This is a genomic window from Mesorhizobium sp. WSM4819 (genome assembly GCF_055811215.1).
The window spans coordinates 6949-22502 of sequence record NZ_JBVVQO010000004.1 but is presented as its reverse complement, the minus strand read 5'-3'; the positions used below and the strand labels follow the sequence as shown (position 1 = coordinate 22502).

Genomic DNA, 15554 nt, shown 5'->3' with positions numbered 1-15554 from the left:
CTTCGCCGACCCCTCCAGCGTTACTGCGTCTCTGTTCAACACAAGGGGCATCATGATCAATCCGGGGACGAGCACGCTTCTTCTCATTCTGGCGGCTATCGTGCCGGTCGCGGCGGCGGCAATTGCCGGCAATCTCGCTACCATTCCCAATGTACCGACATGGTACGCCCACCTGACCAAACCCTCTTTCAACCCACCGAATTGGGTATTTGCCCCGGTGTGGACGACGCTGTACCTGATGATGGCCTATGCTTTCTATCGCGTGCTGAAAGCTAACGCCGACTGGATCAGCTTTGCGGTGGCGATCTTTCTAATTCAGATCACGCTCAACGCGGCCTGGTCGTGGGTGTTCTTTTCCTTCCACAGCCCGCGAGGTGGCCTCGTGGTCATCACGCTTCTCTGGCTTGCGATCGTCCTGACCATCCTGGCGTTCTGGCAGATCGATCCGACGGCCTCGATGCTACTTTGGCCCTACCTGTTGTGGGTCAGCTTCGCGGCAGCATTGAACTGGGAAATCGATCGACTCAACTGACGCTAGTTTGGAATGTGCGACGACCACCTTGCACCGAGGGTTTGGGGGTCTTGAAGTTTAGGCTTAGTACCCGGTGACCTCGGAGCGCGACTGATGTGCCTCGAGCAAGGCATCCTGATCGTCTTCGTCGTGATCGGCATCGGGTGCCTAGTAGGCGGCGCACATCAGCAACTCATGCGTGGCCTACTGGGGAATAACCAGCGCTCCGTTCAGGCGCGCTGACGCGCGGTCTTGAGTGTGCTTAGCCGGCGTCCTATAGGCCACTCTGACTAATGGGTTCAACATGCACGAAAAACTGACAGCGCTCTCAAAACGTCTCAAGGACGAGCAGCGCGATCTACTTCTCGCCGCCCCCGAGCAAAACACAATACCGAGCGCCAGCACGATTCGACGAGTGGCCATGCTTGAGCTCAATATCGCTGCCATTGAGAATACCCTCGCCGACGGAAAATGATCCGAGCTGGGAAATGAGCTGACCAGCCGTCCGACGAGTCGGGCGTGCCACCTACAGGAGCTTCATGTCTTCATAGGTGGTCACGAAGGTCACTGATGTGTCCAGTTTTCCTTCTAGCTCATGGATGGAGGTCTCCGTCCAGCGCGCCCTGGTCTTCAGCCAGAAGATCGCTGCAGTGAGGGGACAGGTAACCGCCTCGCAGAGCTTCACCTCAGCCACATTTGCTGGCCTGAGCAGTCCAGGCACTTCCGTCGGATCGCCTTGGTTTCGCTTGCAAAGCGCGCCGCGTGTGAGGACTATGAACGGACTTTGCGTGAGGGCTATCAGGCTGGAGCGAGACCTAGCGTCAAATAAGCGCCAGATGGACCGCATCATCGGGCATCTTCGCGATGGCGTTGTGGAGGCCGATGAGGTGGCCGAAGAGATCAAGGCATTACGCGAGAGCCGAAAGGCGATGGAAGCCGAACTGGCGGTGCAGCCGGAGCCGGAGAAAGCCGTGTCGTTTCTTCCGGCTGCACAAATGCGTTTTGAGCGCGCAATGCGCGATTTGCATGAAGCATTCAGGACCGGAGGACTTGCCGGCATCGCGGAAAGCGCTGACTTCCTTCGAGAGATTATTTCGACCGCGACGCTCTTCCGCAAGGGAGACGGGACAGGTGTTGAGGTGGAAGTCAAAGGCCATCTGAATGGCCTACTTACTACGCGACCCGCTGACGATAGGTTCGTCAGTGGGAGCGCTGGTAGCGGGAGAGGGACTTGAACCCCCGACCCCAGGATTATGATTCCCGTGCTCTAACCAACTGAGCTACCCCGCCAGGGCGGCGAAAGGCCCGAAATCCGCCTCAAATCAGAGGGCATGTCGAAGCGTTCGCCAAGGTCGGGCGGATATAAGGTTGGGACGCCAAGCCTGTCAAGCATCGATGCAGCCGGTGTCGATGCAGCCGGTCTGGCGCCACACTCTATCGCATCCTGTCGCGTCGCCAAGCTTCACGGTCTTGAGACGCACTTTGTGTGTCCAGGCGGACGCACCTCGCTCTGATGGCCGAAAAGCTTTGCCGGGCAGACAATCGGGCACAGAAATGCCGGGTTGAGTTCGGCGGGGCGCGCCGCTATGTCTCGGCCACGAAATTCTAGAGTTGGAATGATGAAACCGCGCATTGCAGTCCTCGGTTGCGGATACTGGGGCAGCAACCACATCCGCACCCTCAAGGCGCTCGGCGCGCTGCACGCGGTCTCGGACGTCAACCCTGCCCGCGCCGAAGGCTTCGCCAGTGAGCAGGATTGCCTGGCGATCGAGCCGGAGGCGCTGTTTGTGCGCAGCGACATCGACGCCATCGTGATGGCGCTGCCGCCGCAGTTCCACGCCGATATGGCGGTGCGCGCCGTCCAGGGCGGCAAGGACGTGCTGGTGGAGAAGCCGATCGCACTGACGGTGGCCGATGCCGAGCGTTCGGTGAAGGCGGCGGTCGACAATGGCCGCGTCTTCATGGTCGGTCATGTGCTGCGCTTTCATCCCGCCTTCGAGACGTTGAAGGCGCTGATCGACAATGGCGAGCTCGGCGAGGTCCGCTATATCCATTCGCACCGGCTCGGGCTCGGCAAATTCCACACTGAGAACGATGCGCTGTGGGACCTGGCGCCGCACGATCTGTCGATGATCCTGGCCATCACCGGCACGGAACCGATCGAGGTGCGTGGAGAAGGGGCAGCGCTCCTCGACAATCTCAGCGATTTCGCGCATCTGCACATGCGCTTTCCCAACGGTCTGCGCAGCCACCTATTCGCGTCGCGGCTCAATCCCTACCGCGAACGGCGGCTGACCGTGGTCGGCACCAAGGCGATGGCGGTGTTCGACGATGTCGAGCCGTGGGAGCGCAAGCTCGCCGTCTACCGCCACGCGGTCTGGCAAGACAGCGGCCAATGGGCCTTCACCACCAACGAGCCGTCCTATGTTGCAGTGGGCGAGGGCATGCCGCTGACGCGAGAGCTCGAGCATTTCATCCACTGCATCGAGACGCGGGCAGAACCGCGTACCAGCGGCGAGGAAGCCATCAGGGTGCTGCGTATCCTGACCGCCGGCACGGTTGCCCACACCGGATCGTCTTCCTGAGAGAAGTGCGGCTGTATCAGAGCCTGATCGATCCCGATAGATCGGGATTATCGTCTATTCGGCGGGAATCTGCGCCGGCCGGGCCGCCAGCCGCGTCAGCATCGCCTCGGCCTCGGCGCCGCGTTCGGAACGCTCGATGAAACCGCCGCCGAACACGCGAACCTCGTTGCCGTCGTCGGAATAGAGCACGCAGGCCTGGCCGGGCGCGATACCGGACTCGCCGTCGACCAGTTCCACCGAAGTGATGCCGGCGTTGTGACGCAGCACGGCCGGGCGTGGCGGGCGTGTCGAGCGGACCTTGGCGAAAAGCTCTAGTCCGGCGGCCGGGATATCTGACAGCGCAGCATCGCCCAGCCAGTTCATGTCGCGCAAATAGATCTTGTGCGTTTCCAGCGCCTCGCGCGGGCCAACGACGACGCGGGCCCGGTCGGCGTCGAGATGGACGACGTAGAGCGGCTCGCCCGAGGCAATGCCGATGCCGCGGCGCTGACCGATCGTGTAGCGCAAAATGCCTTCATGGCGGCCGAGCACGCGGCCGTCGATATGGACGATGTCGCCCGGATTGGCAGCAGTCGGCTTCAGCTTGGCGATGATATCGGAGTACTTGCCGTGCGGCACGAAGCAGATGTCCTGGCTGTCCTGCTTGGCAGCGACCGTCAGCCCCATTTCCTCGGCGATGGCGCGAACCTGCGGCTTCGACAGGCCGCCGAGCGGAAAGCGCAGGTAGTCGATCTGCGCCTGTGTGGTGGCGAACAGGAAATAGCTCTGGTCGCGATCTGCGTCGACCGGCCGGTACAGCGCGCGATGGGCGCCGTTGGCGCCGGAGCGGATGTAATGGCCGGTGGCCAGCGCCTCGGCGCCGAGTTCCTTGGCGGTCGCCAGGAGGTCGGCGAATTTCACCGTCTGGTTGCAGGAAACGCAAGGGATCGGCGTTTCGCCGGCCACATAGCTCTCGGCGAAGGGGTCGATCACCGCCTTGCGGAAACGCTCCTCGTAATTAAGCACATAATGCGGAATGCCGAGCGTTTCGGAGACGCGGCGGGCATCGTCGATGTCCTGGCCGGCGCAGCACGAGCCGGCCCGGTGCGTTGCCGCGCCATGGTCGTAGAGCTGCAGCGTGACGCCGACGACATCATAGCCTTCATGCTTCAAAAGGCCGGCAACAACCGACGAATCGACGCCGCCCGACATGGCGACAACGATGCGGGTATCTTCGGGGCGTCCGGGAAGGTCGAGGCTGTTCATGGTTCTTTCGTTCTGCACGGCGCCTGGATGACGGCGCCTGAATGCCAATGGCCGGAATATAGGTCAAGCTTTCCGGGTGCGCCAGCTTCGCGAACCGGCCGATTTTTTTGAACGGATTCGGGCGCTTGCTGGGCAGATGCCTCAAATGCCGACGAAAAGACTAACGCGGCGTTCATGATCCTTACCTAGCTATTAGGGATCGCTTAGGCAAATTTTAAAGCTGTGGCGGTAATGTGGTGGGGATTGGGTCTTTGAGTTTTTAGTAGAGAGTACGATGACCGATCTTGTTAGACCGCGCGTGAAATATGTTATCGGGCCTGACGGCAGCCCCCTTACGATTGCCGATCTGCCGCCGACGAACACACGTCGCTGGGTTATCCGGCGCAAGGCGGAAGTGGTGGCGGCTGTACGGGGCGGGCTGCTGAGTCTCGAAGAGGCATGCCAGCGCTACAAGCTGACCACCGAGGAATTCCTGTCCTGGCAGGCGTCGATCGATGAATATGGCCTTGCCGGCCTGCGCACGACGCGCATCCAGCAATATCGGCATTAGGGCTGGTTCAAGGATGTCAAAAGGCGCGGCAATCCGCGCCCTTTTTGCTTTGCCGACAGGGTTTTCTCTGCTTCAGACGGTCAGCACCACCTGCCGATCGGGCTGACAAAAGGCATGAGCAGCGCCTGCTTCTTGGAGCAAGCATTTTCGCGTCGACCTTGCCGAGTTCCACAAGCCTGCGCGGTCGGCCCCGAGCCGAACTCGGCCGGAACCTGGTGGGCTGCTCAATCAGATAAGGTCCTGGCCGGAATCGCCTGCGCCCGACATCAGGATACCCAGGTGCGGGCGGTCGCGGAGCATCAAGGGGATTTGGCAGCGTAGGCCTGAAACTGGCAGTTGCTCGACCAATGAGCGGCGACATTCCAGATGGGCAACGACCTGATCGCTGGGTGCTGACCGGCCTTAAAGCCTTGTTTTCAGCCGATCATGGCGCTGCGGCCGCCGGTCTCGGCGTCTCGGATCTTGGTGTCGCGTGATTCGAGCATTTCTGCTTTGGAAAGCTCCGCTTCGGCTTCGCCGAGCAGTGAGTCGGCAACGCTACGCTGCTGGGCGAGGTCGCTTTGCGAATTTCTGAGATTGTCGCGGCGCAAGCGTGCTGCCTTGGCGAAGGTCGGATAGGCAAAATGGTTGATGTCGGTGATGCCGGCTTTCTTTTCTTCGGCAGTGATCTGGAGTTCCAGTTCGACAGCCATGCGCTCGAATTCGGCGATCATCATGTCGAGTTGCAGCAACTGCCGCCGCTTCTCGCTCACCTGAAACTGCTTCAGCCGAACGAGGTTTTCACGTGACTTCATGATTCGGTACTCCTGGAAACGCACACCTGCACATATCGTCTAATCCGCCTGGCAAACTCAGGCTTCGACCCGCTTCCACCGACTTTACCAGAACTATGGGAAACAAATTCCTAAAGTTTTTTGCCGGCGGTAACCATTCGTTTACGGGCATTGTTAATCATACGGCTCAGGACTTAAGGCCGGGTAAAAATTCCGGCCCCATCCGGAAGCACGGCTAGCGAGTCCCTGGAGTCACTTAGTCTGGCTTATTAATGTTTTGCATTAGCGGTTTGGTTCTTAGATTCACTATTAGATTCAACAAGGTGTAGAAAAGGGTTAAAAAATCTGGTACCGTCAACGGCACGGAATTAGGTTTTGTTAACCATTCGATGGCAGCCTCTGCTCAGGCAATCACTGCTCCGGTCCTGGACGGGTCGTGAAATGGTCCGGCAGCAGAAAAGGGGAATGAAATGCGTGTTCTGCTGATAGAAGATGACAGTGCGACCGCACAGAGCATCGAGCTGATGCTGAAATCGGAAAGTTTCAATGTCTATACAACCGATCTTGGCGAAGAAGGGGTCGATCTAGGTAAGCTCTACGACTACGACATCATCCTTCTCGACCTTAATCTCCCCGACATGTCGGGATACGAGGTGTTGAGAACACTTCGCCTTTCCAAAGTGAAGACGCCGATCCTTATCCTCTCCGGCATGGCCGGCATCGAGGACAAGGTACGTGGCCTCGGCTTCGGCGCAGACGACTATATGACCAAGCCGTTCCACAAGGACGAACTGGTCGCCCGCATCCACGCCATCGTGCGGCGTTCCAAGGGCCATGCCCAGTCGGTCATCACCACCGGCGACCTGGTGGTCAACCTTGATGCCAAGACCGTCGAGGTCGGTGGCCAGCGCGTGCATCTGACCGGCAAGGAATACCAGATGCTGGAGCTGCTCTCGCTGCGCAAGGGCACCACGCTCACGAAGGAAATGTTCCTCAACCACCTTTACGGCGGCATGGACGAACCGGAACTGAAGATCATCGACGTCTTTATCTGCAAGCTGCGCAAGAAGCTCGACGCTGCTTCCGGCGGCCAGAACTACATCGAGACGGTTTGGGGTCGCGGCTACGTGCTTCGCGAGCCGGAAGACATCCGCGTCAGCGCCTGAGCTGACGACGCCGATCCGATCGATTTTTCCGACTAAAATCCGGCTTCGGCCGGATTTTGCGTTTTTATGTCGCAGATATTGGAGCGCCGATTTCCGCGGCCATGCGCCAGCGGCGGTGAATCAGGCGGCAAATCTCAAGCTGCGGAAGCGCTCGAGAAGTTGCGGCCGAGTGAACGGCTTCAGCAGATAGCCTTGGGCGCCGGCGCGCTTTGCCCGCATGATCGACGCGACGTCGACCTCAACCAGCAAAATCAGGATCTGGGGTTGTATCGGACTTTCCATGGCGCGTACGCGGCGAATGACGTCCTCGGCCTGCATGTCCGGCAAGGCGCCGTCGACAATGATGATATCCGGCATGTCGGCAGTGCACATCTCAACCGCATCAAGCCCGCTGGCAGCTTCGATGACCAGCATGTCGGAACCACCCAGGATGCGCTTTGCAACCCTCCTGATGACGCTCGAATCGTCGATGAACATGCAGCGTTTCATTTTCCGGGCCCTCTTTGCCATGCGGCAATCCGGCAGCGTCGCGGTACTGAAAGGCACCGTAGGATCAATCCGGTAAAGAAGCTGAAAAGCCGATAGGTAAAATTTTTGCAAGAACAGCTTTTACGGAAACTTCTTGACCGATGCTTCGGCCGAACTAGCCTGGATGGCTCATTTCATTCCACCGTGATGGCGTAGTAAATATTGTCTAAAAACTCTTATCTGTTCTTTTCAATCATTTCTTAGTAACTTCAAGCAGCCGAGAGAACGATTTCTTCTGCGGTCGCGTGGATCGATATTGTCATGTTCGCCTCGCGCGCCAAAAGCAGTGTGTAGTAGGGCTGCACCGAATGCGCGTCGATCGGTTCTTCAGGCTTGTTGCCGGAATGGAGCTCCAGGAATTTGGGCGGCACGCGCAGCATCGGACCGCTCGCGGCGAGCGCAAAGCGTGGTTCCGTGTCGAGGTTTTCAAGCGTGACCGTAAGCTTGCCGCCACGCGGAATGGCAGCGTTGGCGACGAGAATGAGGTTGAGCAGCAGCTTTACCTTGTTCTTGGGCAGCAGCGCACGGGTTCCATTCCAGATCAGTTCCGGCTTCTCGTTCTTCAAGAAGGCGATCGCAACGGCCTCGGCATCGCCGGTGTCGATCATCATGCCGGCAGAACCGGCTGCGCCGAAGGCGATGCGGGCGAATTGCAGGCGGGCCGAAGCGTTTCTGGCGCTCTGGCGAATCAATTTCATGGCGTCTTCGTCGGCGCCGCCTTCGTCGAGCAGTTCAAGCCCGTTGTTTATGGCGCCGACCGGCGAAATGATGTCGTGGCAGACCCGGCTGCACAAAAGCGCGGCGAGATCGGGTGCGGAAAGGGTGAAAAGCTCGGCCATCGGCGAAAGTCCCTGCAAAATTTCACTGGAAATGGCCGGGCGATCAACGATCACGCCTGTCCATACGAATCACGCTCGCTCTCCCAAGGCCTACTGAATACACAGCGCCTGAGCGTGCAGCAACAAATCCGGAATTGTCGCTATCGAAAATGGTGTGTTCACGCAGGGTGCGGATACTGCGGGTCGACGCGAAATCAGCGCGAAACCAGCCTACGAACCGCCATCTTCATGTGAAAGCTTAATGGTTGAAAAAGGATTACGGCATAGTTTGTCCTTAACAGTCATCCTTAACGGCCACCAAAGAGCCGCACGGATGCGAGGCGTCGGCGAAAGTGCTCCCTGACGGAGATTGGAAGCATGTTTTCCCGATACTACGACCGGAGTTTTCTCCGTGTCTTCACAGACCGGAGTTTTCTCCGTGTCTTCTCAATGGCGATCGCTCTCATGGGCCTTGTCGTTTTTTCAACCTCGCCTTCGCGGGCCCAGGAATACACCGCTCAGGAGATCGTCGATTCCGGTCATAAATTCTTCGGTGCGACGTCGGGCGGGCTCGCCACCGTCGTGGAGAAGATTTTCTCCTCCTATGGCCTGCCCAATGGCTATTTGCTTGGCGAGGAGGGCTCGGGCGCCCTGATCGGTGGCCTGACCTATGGTGAAGGCACACTCTACACCAAGAATGCCGGCGATCACAAAGTGTTCTGGCAGGGCCCATCGCTCGGCTGGGATTTTGGCGGCGAGGGCTCGCGGGTGATGATGCTGGTCTATAATCTCGACGATGTGAACAGCCTCTACAATCGTTTCGGCGGCCTTGCCGGCTCCGCCTACCTCGTGGCTGGCGTCGGCTTCAACGTGATGAAGAACAACAATGTGCTGCTGGTGCCGATCCGTACCGGCGTCGGCGCCCGGCTTGGCGTCAATCTCGGCTACCTCAAGCTTACCCAGCGCGCCACCTGGAATCCATTCTGAGCAAGCGGTTGCCTCGTCACCGCGATTGTTTCCAGGATCGACGGTCTGAACAATGCTGCGGCAGACCCTTGCCGCGGCGCTGGAATTCCGTCATGCGAACGTGGCACAGTCCCTTACGGTTGTTTGCCGTTCATAACGGATAGTCACCTTGGTTCAGTCGGTCCTGTTCTTTGTCCTCGGCTTTCTCTGCGCCGGCTTTCTGGCGCTGATGATCGCCCCGGCCATCTGGCGGCGGGCCGTGATGCTGACGCGTAAACGCATCGAGGGCTCGATGCCGCTGACGCTGGCCGAGATCCAGGCGGAGAAGGATCGCATCCGCGCCGAGTTCGCCATGGCGACACGTCGGCTTGAGATGAGCGTCAAGGCGTTGCGCGAGAAATCGGCCGAACAGCTTGTCGAGATCGGCCGCGGCCGCGAAGCACTGAAGGAGCTGGCGCTCGAGCGGAAGGACAAGGAACAGGCCCTTTCCGCGCTCGAGGCCAAGGGCGAAGACCTTCGGCAGCGCAAAGACCAGTTGCAGCTTTTGTCGGATCGGCTTGCTCAAAGCGAGCATGCCCTGGAAAAGCGTGTGCTCGAGCTGAAAAAACTGGAGCACATGTATGACGACGCCAGCTTTTCTTCCAGCAGCCGTCAGATCGAACTTGTGGCGCGCGAATCCGAATTGCAGAAGCTGGCCGATGATATTTCAGTGCTGCGCGGCCAGCGCAAGGAGGCGGACAGGCGCCAACAGGAGATCGCGGCCGAGAGCAAGGCCGCGCGAGACGCGTTGAAAGCCGAGAAGAAAAGGACCGGCGAACTGGACAAGAAGATCGAGCGCCTGCTCGCCACGCTTGCCGATCGCGAGGACAAGCTTGAACGCCGCGAAAAGGAAATCGCGCGGCTTCGCGAAAAGCTGAAAAGCGAAAGCGTGGAAAATGCGTCGGCAGCGGTGCGTCTCGTCGGACCGCAAGGCGGTCAGGCCGATGTGGCCGTCAAGGGCGATATGGAAAAAGCTATCGCCAAGCTCGACAGCGACCGGGAGCAGTTGGAGGCGAGATTGACGGCACTGGCCAGCGAGAACAAGAGGCTGAAAACGGATCTTGCCGCCGACGCGGCATCCAGATCCGAGGGCGCCAGCGCTGCGTTGCGCGAGCAGATGAGCGACCTGGCGGCGCAGGTCGTAGCCCTGACGGCGAAGCTCGACGGGCCGGAATCGCCGATCGCAAAGGTTCTTGCGGCACCCAACCCACCGGGAAGCGGTGAACGCAGCCTTGCCGATCGCGTGCGGGCGCTGCAGCAGGCCGAATCGGCGCATTGAGCCCAGGCAGTGATGCTGACTTCTGCGGCTCAGGTCCTGCTTGCCGAGAAATGATGCAAGGCGATGGCTGACGCGGCGGCGACATTCAGGCTGTCGAAGCCTTCTGTCATATCGATCCGCACCGTCCGCAGGCGGGCGAGCAGCATCTCGGGCAGGCCTTCGCCTTCAGTGCCGAGATAGAGTGCCAGCCGTTCGGTCCTTTTCGCATCGCGGATGTCGGTTTGTCCGCGCGGCGACAATGCGAATTGGCCGAAGCCCAGCCGATCGAGCGCCGCGGTAAAGCCGACGGTCTCAGCGAAGGAGGCAAAAGGAATTTTCAGCGCGGCGCCGACCGAAACGCGGATCGCCTTGCGGTACAGGGGATCGCAGCAGGTCGCGTCCAGAAACACGGCATCGGCGCCGAAGGCGGCGGCGTTGCGAAAGATCGAGCCCATATTGTCATGGTTGGCGATGCCGACCAGCACGACGATCAACGCGCGGGCGGGCAGCGCATCCAGCAAGGCCTCTGCAGGCTGCGCCTCGCCCTTGCGGCCGATCGCCAATATGCCGCGATGCATGTGAAAGCCGGCAATCCTGTCCATGACCTCGCTGGCCGCCGCGTAGACCGGAAGGTCCGCGGGCGCCTTGCGCAGGGTTGCGTCGAGGCCTGCCAGCCGGTTTTCGAGCACCAGCACCGATTCGGCGGTAAAGCGTTTGGCTGCGAGCAGCATTTCGAGCACCACCTTGCCTTCGGCAACGAAACGACCCTGCCGGCCGGCAAGATCGCGCTCGCGAATGTCGAGATAGGCGGCGACGCGCGGGTCTTGCGGGTCGTCGATACGAATGCTGCGCATGCTTGCCTCAACTGACCCGCATCGGCCCGATCGTGGTGGGTTTTGCGACAGCACGACGCGTGGATCCAAAGTGTCAGAACGTACCTTCTGCGTCCAAGTGGACGCAAGTCGCTCAAAAGCGCGTCGCGTTCGACCGACCTCAACCGACCTCGCGACGCGCTTTAGGTTGTTGTTTTATGCATGTCGTTATCGCAAAACCGCTGCACGGGCATGCTTTTGCGCGACATGCATCAGGAGTCGTCAGCCAGGCAAGGGGCGCTCGGACCAGTTATGCATGTTGCCGGCTTTGGGCGACATGCATTGGCCGGTCAAGTCCCCGAGCGACGCAGGCGGTATGCCATCTGCGATAGCTCACCCTCGCCGAAAATCCCGTCCAGCGTGTTGAGAAGTTCGCGCACGGCATCGGATTTGCAGGAATAGTAGATCATCTGCCGGTCGCGCCGGGTCTCGACGAGATCGAGCGCCCGCAGTTTGGCCAGATGCTGTGACAGGGCGGATTGGCTGAGCAGAACCTTTTCGGCGATAGCGCCGACCGACATTTCACCGTCGGCTAGGTAGATCATGATCAACAGTCGTTTCTCGTTGCCCATCAGCGTCAGAAACGAAGCCGCTGATTCGGCATTGGCGATTAGCTTTTTCGAGACCATCGATCCCCCATACCTTCCTGCTCGTCCGGCGCTATGGGGGCAATAGCGTCTGATTCCATAGGCTCACTTGCGAATGTGCGCTGGCGATTCAACGCTACCGGGAAAGCGTAGAACATCTCGCACAAACCTCAAGACTTGCTTTCGACCCGACGCGATTAACAGTCGGACTGTGTTTAATCCGCCACTCGGCCGGTTTTTGCCATGTCGACCAGAACATGCCTGAGCTCGCGCGCCGTCCTCAATGGCTCGGGAAAGAACACCCGGCAGATATCGTCGCCCAATGCCAGGTCCATGCCGTCGGCGTCAAAGCCGGTGACGACCCAGCCGTCGCCCGCCGCCTTGGCGAAGTGGCGCGCGTAGACGACAATTGCGTCGCTATGGTCGGCATTCATATGGTCGAGGGCGGATTGTTCGCCAGCGGCAAGCTCTTCGACGATCGGCGCGGTCGTGACCAGATCGGCGCGTTCGAGCAGGTAGGCCTTGCCAAAGCCGCCGTTGAGACTGGCGCGCTCCAGCTCAAGGCGAAAGATCGAGAAGTCGCCAAGACCGGCATAGAGCTTCGCCTTGGGGTTGCGGTTGAGATAGCGCCGTTCGGCGCGGGCGTGCTCGTCGGATCCAGGCTCAAGCCGTGCCGCCCGACTGACGAGCGTCAACCGTGGGTGCGCCAGCGGGTCGCCCTTGCCGGGCTCGCCGACAAGCAGCGAACAGCGCGGGTCGGAAAGGATCGCGCCGGTATGGGCGGACAGCATCGATACAAGGATCAGCGGCGTGCCGTCGATATCGGTGGCGACACCAACCCTGCTGGCCAGCGGCGAACCGGTCCCGGGCTCTATCACCGCCAGCGCGCCGAAACGGGCACTGCGGATCAGCGTCTTCGCCAGCCTGATCGCTTCGGCGTCGGTCTCGCGGATCACGTCCTTCTTTCGATCGTTCAAATCCACACCGTCTTAAGCTGATCTTTGCTCTCCAGTTATCAACCTATCACACCGGATTTGACAAGGGCCCCAGATTTGAAAAGGGCCCCAGATTTGAAAAGGGCCTCAGTCTCGCTTTCCGAAAGGCCGAAGCGTGCCAGCACCGTCGCCGCCTGACAATCGTGATCGGCCGGCATGGCGGCAAGTGTCGGCCGGGAGCGCGAAAAGCGCGGCGCCGGGGCGGGGCGCTCAAGCGCACCCGACTTCAAGAAGGCGTTGCGAACGCGATTGTGCGGATGATCCCTGGCTTCCCGCAGCGACAAGACCGGTGCGACGCAAGCATCGGTTGCAGCGAAGAGACGGTCCCATTCGTCCCGTGTTTTCTGCCCGACCCGATCGACAATGGCGGCCCGCATCTGCGGCCACAAATTCCTGTCGTATTGGCCGCGTACAAAAATCTGCTCGAGCGGCAGCAGTCTTGCGAATTCGGCGAAGAACCGGGGCTCAAGGCAGCCGACGGCGAGGTGCCGTTCGTCCGCGGTCTCATAGGTGTCGTAAAAGGGCGCGCCGGAATCGAGCAGGTTCGCGCCACGCGTGTCATTCCACAGGCCCGCCGCCATCAGGGCGTGCACAGGTGTCGTCAGCATTGAAGCGCCCTCGGTCATCGCGGCGTCGATCACCTGACCCTTGCCGGAGCGCGAGCGCTCAAACAGGGCGGCCAGTGCGCCGGCGACCAGCATCATGGCGCCGCCGCCGTAGTCGGCGACAAGGTTGAGCGGTGGGACCGGCTGGCCGCCTTGCTGGCCGATGGCATGCAGCACACCCGAATAGGCGAGGTAGGTGATGTCGTGGCCGGCACGTCCCGATAGCGGACCGTCCTGGCCGAACCCCGTCACGCGGCCGTAGATCAGGGCCGGATTGCGCGCCAGTACCGCATCCGGCCCGAGACCAAGCCGCTCCATGACATCGGGACGAAACCCTTCGACCAGCATGTCGGCCTTTTCGGCAAGGCGCAGCACCAGTTCGGCGCCTTCCCAGCGCTTCAGGTCAATCCGCAGGATGGAGCGGCCGTGACGGTCGATGTCGTATTCGTCCGGTAGCGCCAGAAACGGCTGGCTCGACCCGGCCCGCTCGATGCGCAGCACCTCGGCGCCCATCTCCGACAGCATCAGCCCGGCCAGCGGCACCGGTCCAAGCCCGGCCATCTCGATCACCGTCAGGCCGGCGAGCGGGCCGGTCTTCGCCTGAAGGGCGACTTCGGCACTCATGGTCGGCTACTTCGGCGCCATGCGGATGGCGCCATCGAGGCGGATGGTCTCGCCGTTGAGCATCTGATTTTCGATGATATGCAGCACAAGGGCTGCATATTCGGAAGGCTCGCCGAGACGGGACGGGAAGGGCACCGCGGCGCCGAGCGTATCCTGCACCTCTTGCGGCATGCCGGCCATCATCGGCGTCTTGAAGATGCCGGGCGCGATGGTGCAGACGCGAATGCCCGACCGGGCAAGGTCGCGCGCCACCGGCAGCGTCATGCCGACGACACCGCCCTTGGAGGCTGAATAGGCCGCCTGGCCGATTTGACCGTCATAGGCGGCGACCGATGCCGTGTTGACGATGACGCCGCGCTCGCCGCCGTCCAGCGGCTCAAGCTTCGCGGCCTGGTCGGCGACGAGGCGGATCATGTTGAAGGTGCCGATCAAATTGACCTCGATCACCTTGCGGTACTGGTCGAGCGGGTGCGGACCCTCCTTGCCGATCGTCTTCATGCCGATGGCGATGCCGGCGCAATTGACCAGGATACGGGGTTCGCCGAACTTTTTTACCACTTCTGCCACTGAAGCAGCACCGCCGTCGGCGCTGCTTACGTCGCATTGGATGGCGATGCCGCCGATATCGGCCGCAATCTTCGCCGCACGCTCGATGCCGAGGTCGAGGATGGCAACGCCGGCGCCCTTCGCGGCCAGTGCACGTGCCGTCGCCTTGCCGAGGCCGGAGCCGCCGCCGGTGACGATCGCAATCTGGCCGTTGGGGTTCATGTCGGCGTCCTCCATCCAAGCTGTGTTGATATTCAGGTGAGGCCGGCCTACAAACAGTGGTCCCCTGCGCTTCCGGTGCTCACGTACCCAAAAGTACGCTCCGCTCCGGTTCTCGAATACCACCGTTTTCGGCTCGGCCTGACCTGAATCTCAACACACCTTAGTCGGGCACATGCTACGAAGCCTGACAGTGTGGCGCAACAGCATCCGGATGGTCACGCCATCGCGGCGATTTGCGCGGCAATCCTTGCCTGATCGGCGTGGCAAACCTCCCCCACCAGTCGTGCCATCGCGCCCGGCACGATCTCATGCGACAACAGCCGGTCAGGATCGACCGGGCGCGGCATGGAGATTTGCCCACGCGGGATTCTCTTAAAGCCAAGCGGGCCGTAATAGGGCTCGTCGCCGACAAGCATCACCGCCGGCATGCCGGCCTTGGCGGTGGCCTCCAGCGCGATCGCCACCAGCCGGCGGCCAATGCCGAGATTCTTGTACGCCGGCCGCACGGCAAGCGGTCCGAGCATCAGCGCGGGGGCGGCGCCCGCCGCCCCGGGCGGCCGGGGCCCCCACGCGCCCACCAAAAATACAGACGCCGCCCCCCCCGGCAGCGCCGCGTGAAGGGGGCCGCCCCCCCCGCGCGTGTTTGCGGCCCCCCCCCAACCCC

18 protein-coding genes, 1 tRNA gene and 1 pseudogene are annotated in these 15554 nt (G+C 61.0%); 8 read left to right on the top strand and 12 right to left on the bottom strand.

Translation table 11 applies throughout. The annotated features are described in order from the left end of the window. Positions 1-52 precede the first annotated feature (52 nt). The gene (locus AC0L18_RS05500; protein WP_236372121.1) at positions 53-532 is read left to right on the top strand and encodes a TspO/MBR family protein; all 480 of its coding nucleotides are present in this window, start codon (positions 53-55) and stop codon (positions 530-532) included. 283 nt (positions 533-815) lie between these two features. Beyond that, positions 816-986, top strand: a complete 171-nt coding sequence (locus AC0L18_RS05495; protein WP_473490952.1) for a hypothetical protein — start codon at positions 816-818, stop codon at positions 984-986. A 51-nt stretch (positions 987-1037) separates the two neighbouring features. On the opposite strand, the gene AC0L18_RS05490 is transcribed toward AC0L18_RS05495, so the two are convergent. Continuing rightward, complete coding sequence (locus tag AC0L18_RS05490) at positions 1038-1205, bottom strand: hypothetical protein (RefSeq protein ID WP_473490951.1); 168 nt, start codon at positions 1203-1205, stop codon at positions 1038-1040. Between the two features lie 142 nt (positions 1206-1347). Between AC0L18_RS05490 and AC0L18_RS05485 the strand changes: the two genes are divergently transcribed. Beyond that, complete coding sequence (locus tag AC0L18_RS05485) at positions 1348-1746, top strand: hypothetical protein (protein ID WP_473490950.1); 399 nt, start codon at positions 1348-1350, stop codon at positions 1744-1746. Here the strand turns inward: AC0L18_RS05485 and AC0L18_RS05480 are convergent. After that, positions 1725-1801, bottom strand: a tRNA-Met gene (locus AC0L18_RS05480). The genes AC0L18_RS05485 and AC0L18_RS05480 overlap by 22 nt on opposite strands. A 329-nt stretch (positions 1802-2130) precedes the next feature. On the opposite strand from AC0L18_RS05480, the gene AC0L18_RS05475 reads away from it, so the two are divergent. Beyond that, the gene (locus AC0L18_RS05475) at positions 2131-3096 is read left to right on the top strand and encodes a Gfo/Idh/MocA family protein (protein WP_473491149.1); all 966 of its coding nucleotides are present in this window, start codon (positions 2131-2133) and stop codon (positions 3094-3096) included. Positions 3097-3150: 54 nt separating this feature from the next. Here the strand turns inward: AC0L18_RS05475 and mnmA are convergent, their stop codons facing one another. Beyond that, positions 3151-4341 (bottom strand): tRNA 2-thiouridine(34) synthase MnmA, encoded by a 1191-nt coding sequence (gene mnmA, locus AC0L18_RS05470; RefSeq protein ID WP_473490949.1) that lies wholly within the window; start codon positions 4339-4341, stop codon positions 3151-3153. Positions 4342-4615: 274 nt separating this feature from the next. Here mnmA and sciP point away from each other — a divergent pair, with 274 nt between their 5' ends. After that, on the top strand, positions 4616-4891 hold the full coding sequence (gene sciP, locus AC0L18_RS05465; protein ID WP_006203587.1) for a CtrA inhibitor SciP: 276 nt from the start codon (positions 4616-4618) through the stop codon (positions 4889-4891). A gap of 416 nt (positions 4892-5307) precedes the next feature. Here the strand turns inward: sciP and AC0L18_RS05460 are convergent, their stop codons facing one another. After that, complete coding sequence (locus tag AC0L18_RS05460; protein ID WP_473490948.1) at positions 5308-5685, bottom strand: flagellar export protein FliJ; 378 nt, start codon at positions 5683-5685, stop codon at positions 5308-5310. 449 nt (positions 5686-6134) lie between these two features. Here AC0L18_RS05460 and ctrA point away from each other — a divergent pair, with 449 nt between their 5' ends. Next, on the top strand, positions 6135-6830 hold the full coding sequence (gene ctrA / locus AC0L18_RS05455; RefSeq protein ID WP_006203583.1) for a response regulator transcription factor CtrA: 696 nt from the start codon (positions 6135-6137) through the stop codon (positions 6828-6830). Between the two features lie 120 nt (positions 6831-6950). Here ctrA and AC0L18_RS05450 read toward each other — a convergent pair whose 3' ends face one another. Both AC0L18_RS05450 and chpT read right to left on the bottom strand, forming a co-directional pair. Beyond that, positions 6951-7319, bottom strand: a complete 369-nt coding sequence (locus AC0L18_RS05450; RefSeq protein WP_091594643.1) for a response regulator — start codon at positions 7317-7319, stop codon at positions 6951-6953. Positions 7320-7567: 248 nt separating this feature from the next. Beyond that, positions 7568-8197, bottom strand: coding sequence for a histidine phosphotransferase ChpT (gene chpT / locus AC0L18_RS05445; protein WP_077380165.1), 630 nt, complete (start codon positions 8195-8197; stop codon positions 7568-7570). Between the two features lie 357 nt (positions 8198-8554). Here chpT and AC0L18_RS05440 point away from each other — a divergent pair, with 357 nt between their 5' ends. Both AC0L18_RS05440 and AC0L18_RS05435 read left to right on the top strand, forming a co-directional pair. Continuing rightward, a complete protein-coding gene (locus AC0L18_RS05440; protein ID WP_473490947.1) occupies positions 8555-9163 on the top strand; it encodes a DUF1134 domain-containing protein in 609 nt (202 codons plus the stop codon). Between the two features lie 148 nt (positions 9164-9311). Continuing rightward, on the top strand, positions 9312-10460 hold the full coding sequence (locus AC0L18_RS05435; protein WP_473490946.1) for a coiled-coil domain-containing protein: 1149 nt from the start codon (positions 9312-9314) through the stop codon (positions 10458-10460). A 29-nt stretch (positions 10461-10489) separates the two neighbouring features. On the opposite strand, the gene AC0L18_RS05430 is transcribed toward AC0L18_RS05435, so the two are convergent. The 6 genes and pseudogenes from AC0L18_RS05430 to AC0L18_RS05405 all read right to left on the bottom strand — a co-directional run. After that, positions 10490-11293 carry a TrmH family RNA methyltransferase gene (locus tag AC0L18_RS05430; protein WP_091594637.1) on the bottom strand — a complete coding sequence of 268 codons (804 nt, stop codon included), beginning with the start codon at positions 11291-11293 and terminating at the stop codon, positions 10490-10492. Between the two features lie 308 nt (positions 11294-11601). Continuing rightward, positions 11602-11940, bottom strand: coding sequence for an ArsR/SmtB family transcription factor (locus AC0L18_RS05425; RefSeq protein ID WP_473490945.1), 339 nt, complete (start codon positions 11938-11940; stop codon positions 11602-11604). Between the two features lie 173 nt (positions 11941-12113). After that, the gene (locus tag AC0L18_RS05420; protein ID WP_473490944.1) at positions 12114-12875 is read right to left on the bottom strand and encodes a HugZ family pyridoxamine 5'-phosphate oxidase; all 762 of its coding nucleotides are present in this window, start codon (positions 12873-12875) and stop codon (positions 12114-12116) included. A gap of 38 nt (positions 12876-12913) precedes the next feature. Then, complete coding sequence (locus AC0L18_RS05415) at positions 12914-14122, bottom strand: CaiB/BaiF CoA transferase family protein (protein ID WP_473490943.1); 1209 nt, start codon at positions 14120-14122, stop codon at positions 12914-12916. A gap of 6 nt (positions 14123-14128) precedes the next feature. Next, positions 14129-14890, bottom strand: coding sequence for a 3-hydroxyacyl-CoA dehydrogenase (locus tag AC0L18_RS05410; RefSeq protein WP_473490942.1), 762 nt, complete (start codon positions 14888-14890; stop codon positions 14129-14131). 215 nt (positions 14891-15105) lie between these two features. After that, a pseudogene (locus AC0L18_RS05405) lies at positions 15106-15438 on the bottom strand (GNAT family N-acetyltransferase); the annotation flags it as partial. Positions 15439-15554 lie beyond the last annotated feature (116 nt).

Bases quoted from the DNA above. Each gene is read 5' to 3' on its own strand.
- sciP (WP_006203587.1), top strand. From the start codon at position 4,616: ATGACCGATCTTGTTAGACCGCGCGTGAAATATGTTATCGGGCCTGAC.
- mnmA (WP_473490949.1), bottom strand. From the start codon at position 4,341: ATGAACAGCCTCGACCTTCCCGGACGCCCCGAAGATACCCGCATCGTT.
- AC0L18_RS05440 (WP_473490947.1), top strand. From the start codon at position 8,555: ATGTTTTCCCGATACTACGACCGGAGTTTTCTCCGTGTCTTCACAGAC.
- AC0L18_RS05475 (WP_473491149.1), top strand. From the start codon at position 2,131: ATGAAACCGCGCATTGCAGTCCTCGGTTGCGGATACTGGGGCAGCAAC.
- AC0L18_RS05425 (WP_473490945.1), bottom strand. From the start codon at position 11,940: ATGGTCTCGAAAAAGCTAATCGCCAATGCCGAATCAGCGGCTTCGTTT.
- chpT (WP_077380165.1), bottom strand. From the start codon at position 8,197: ATGGCCGAGCTTTTCACCCTTTCCGCACCCGATCTCGCCGCGCTTTTG.
- AC0L18_RS05460 (WP_473490948.1), bottom strand. From the start codon at position 5,685: ATGAAGTCACGTGAAAACCTCGTTCGGCTGAAGCAGTTTCAGGTGAGC.
- AC0L18_RS05415 (WP_473490943.1), bottom strand. From the start codon at position 14,122: ATGAGTGCCGAAGTCGCCCTTCAGGCGAAGACCGGCCCGCTCGCCGGC.
- AC0L18_RS05430 (WP_091594637.1), bottom strand. From the start codon at position 11,293: ATGCGCAGCATTCGTATCGACGACCCGCAAGACCCGCGCGTCGCCGCC.
- AC0L18_RS05485 (WP_473490950.1), top strand. From the start codon at position 1,348: ATGGACCGCATCATCGGGCATCTTCGCGATGGCGTTGTGGAGGCCGAT.
- AC0L18_RS05500 (WP_236372121.1), top strand. From the start codon at position 53: ATGATCAATCCGGGGACGAGCACGCTTCTTCTCATTCTGGCGGCTATC.
- AC0L18_RS05450 (WP_091594643.1), bottom strand. From the start codon at position 7,319: ATGAAACGCTGCATGTTCATCGACGATTCGAGCGTCATCAGGAGGGTT.
- AC0L18_RS05410 (WP_473490942.1), bottom strand. From the start codon at position 14,890: ATGAACCCCAACGGCCAGATTGCGATCGTCACCGGCGGCGGCTCCGGC.
- ctrA (WP_006203583.1), top strand. From the start codon at position 6,135: ATGCGTGTTCTGCTGATAGAAGATGACAGTGCGACCGCACAGAGCATC.
- AC0L18_RS05495 (WP_473490952.1), top strand. From the start codon at position 816: ATGCACGAAAAACTGACAGCGCTCTCAAAACGTCTCAAGGACGAGCAG.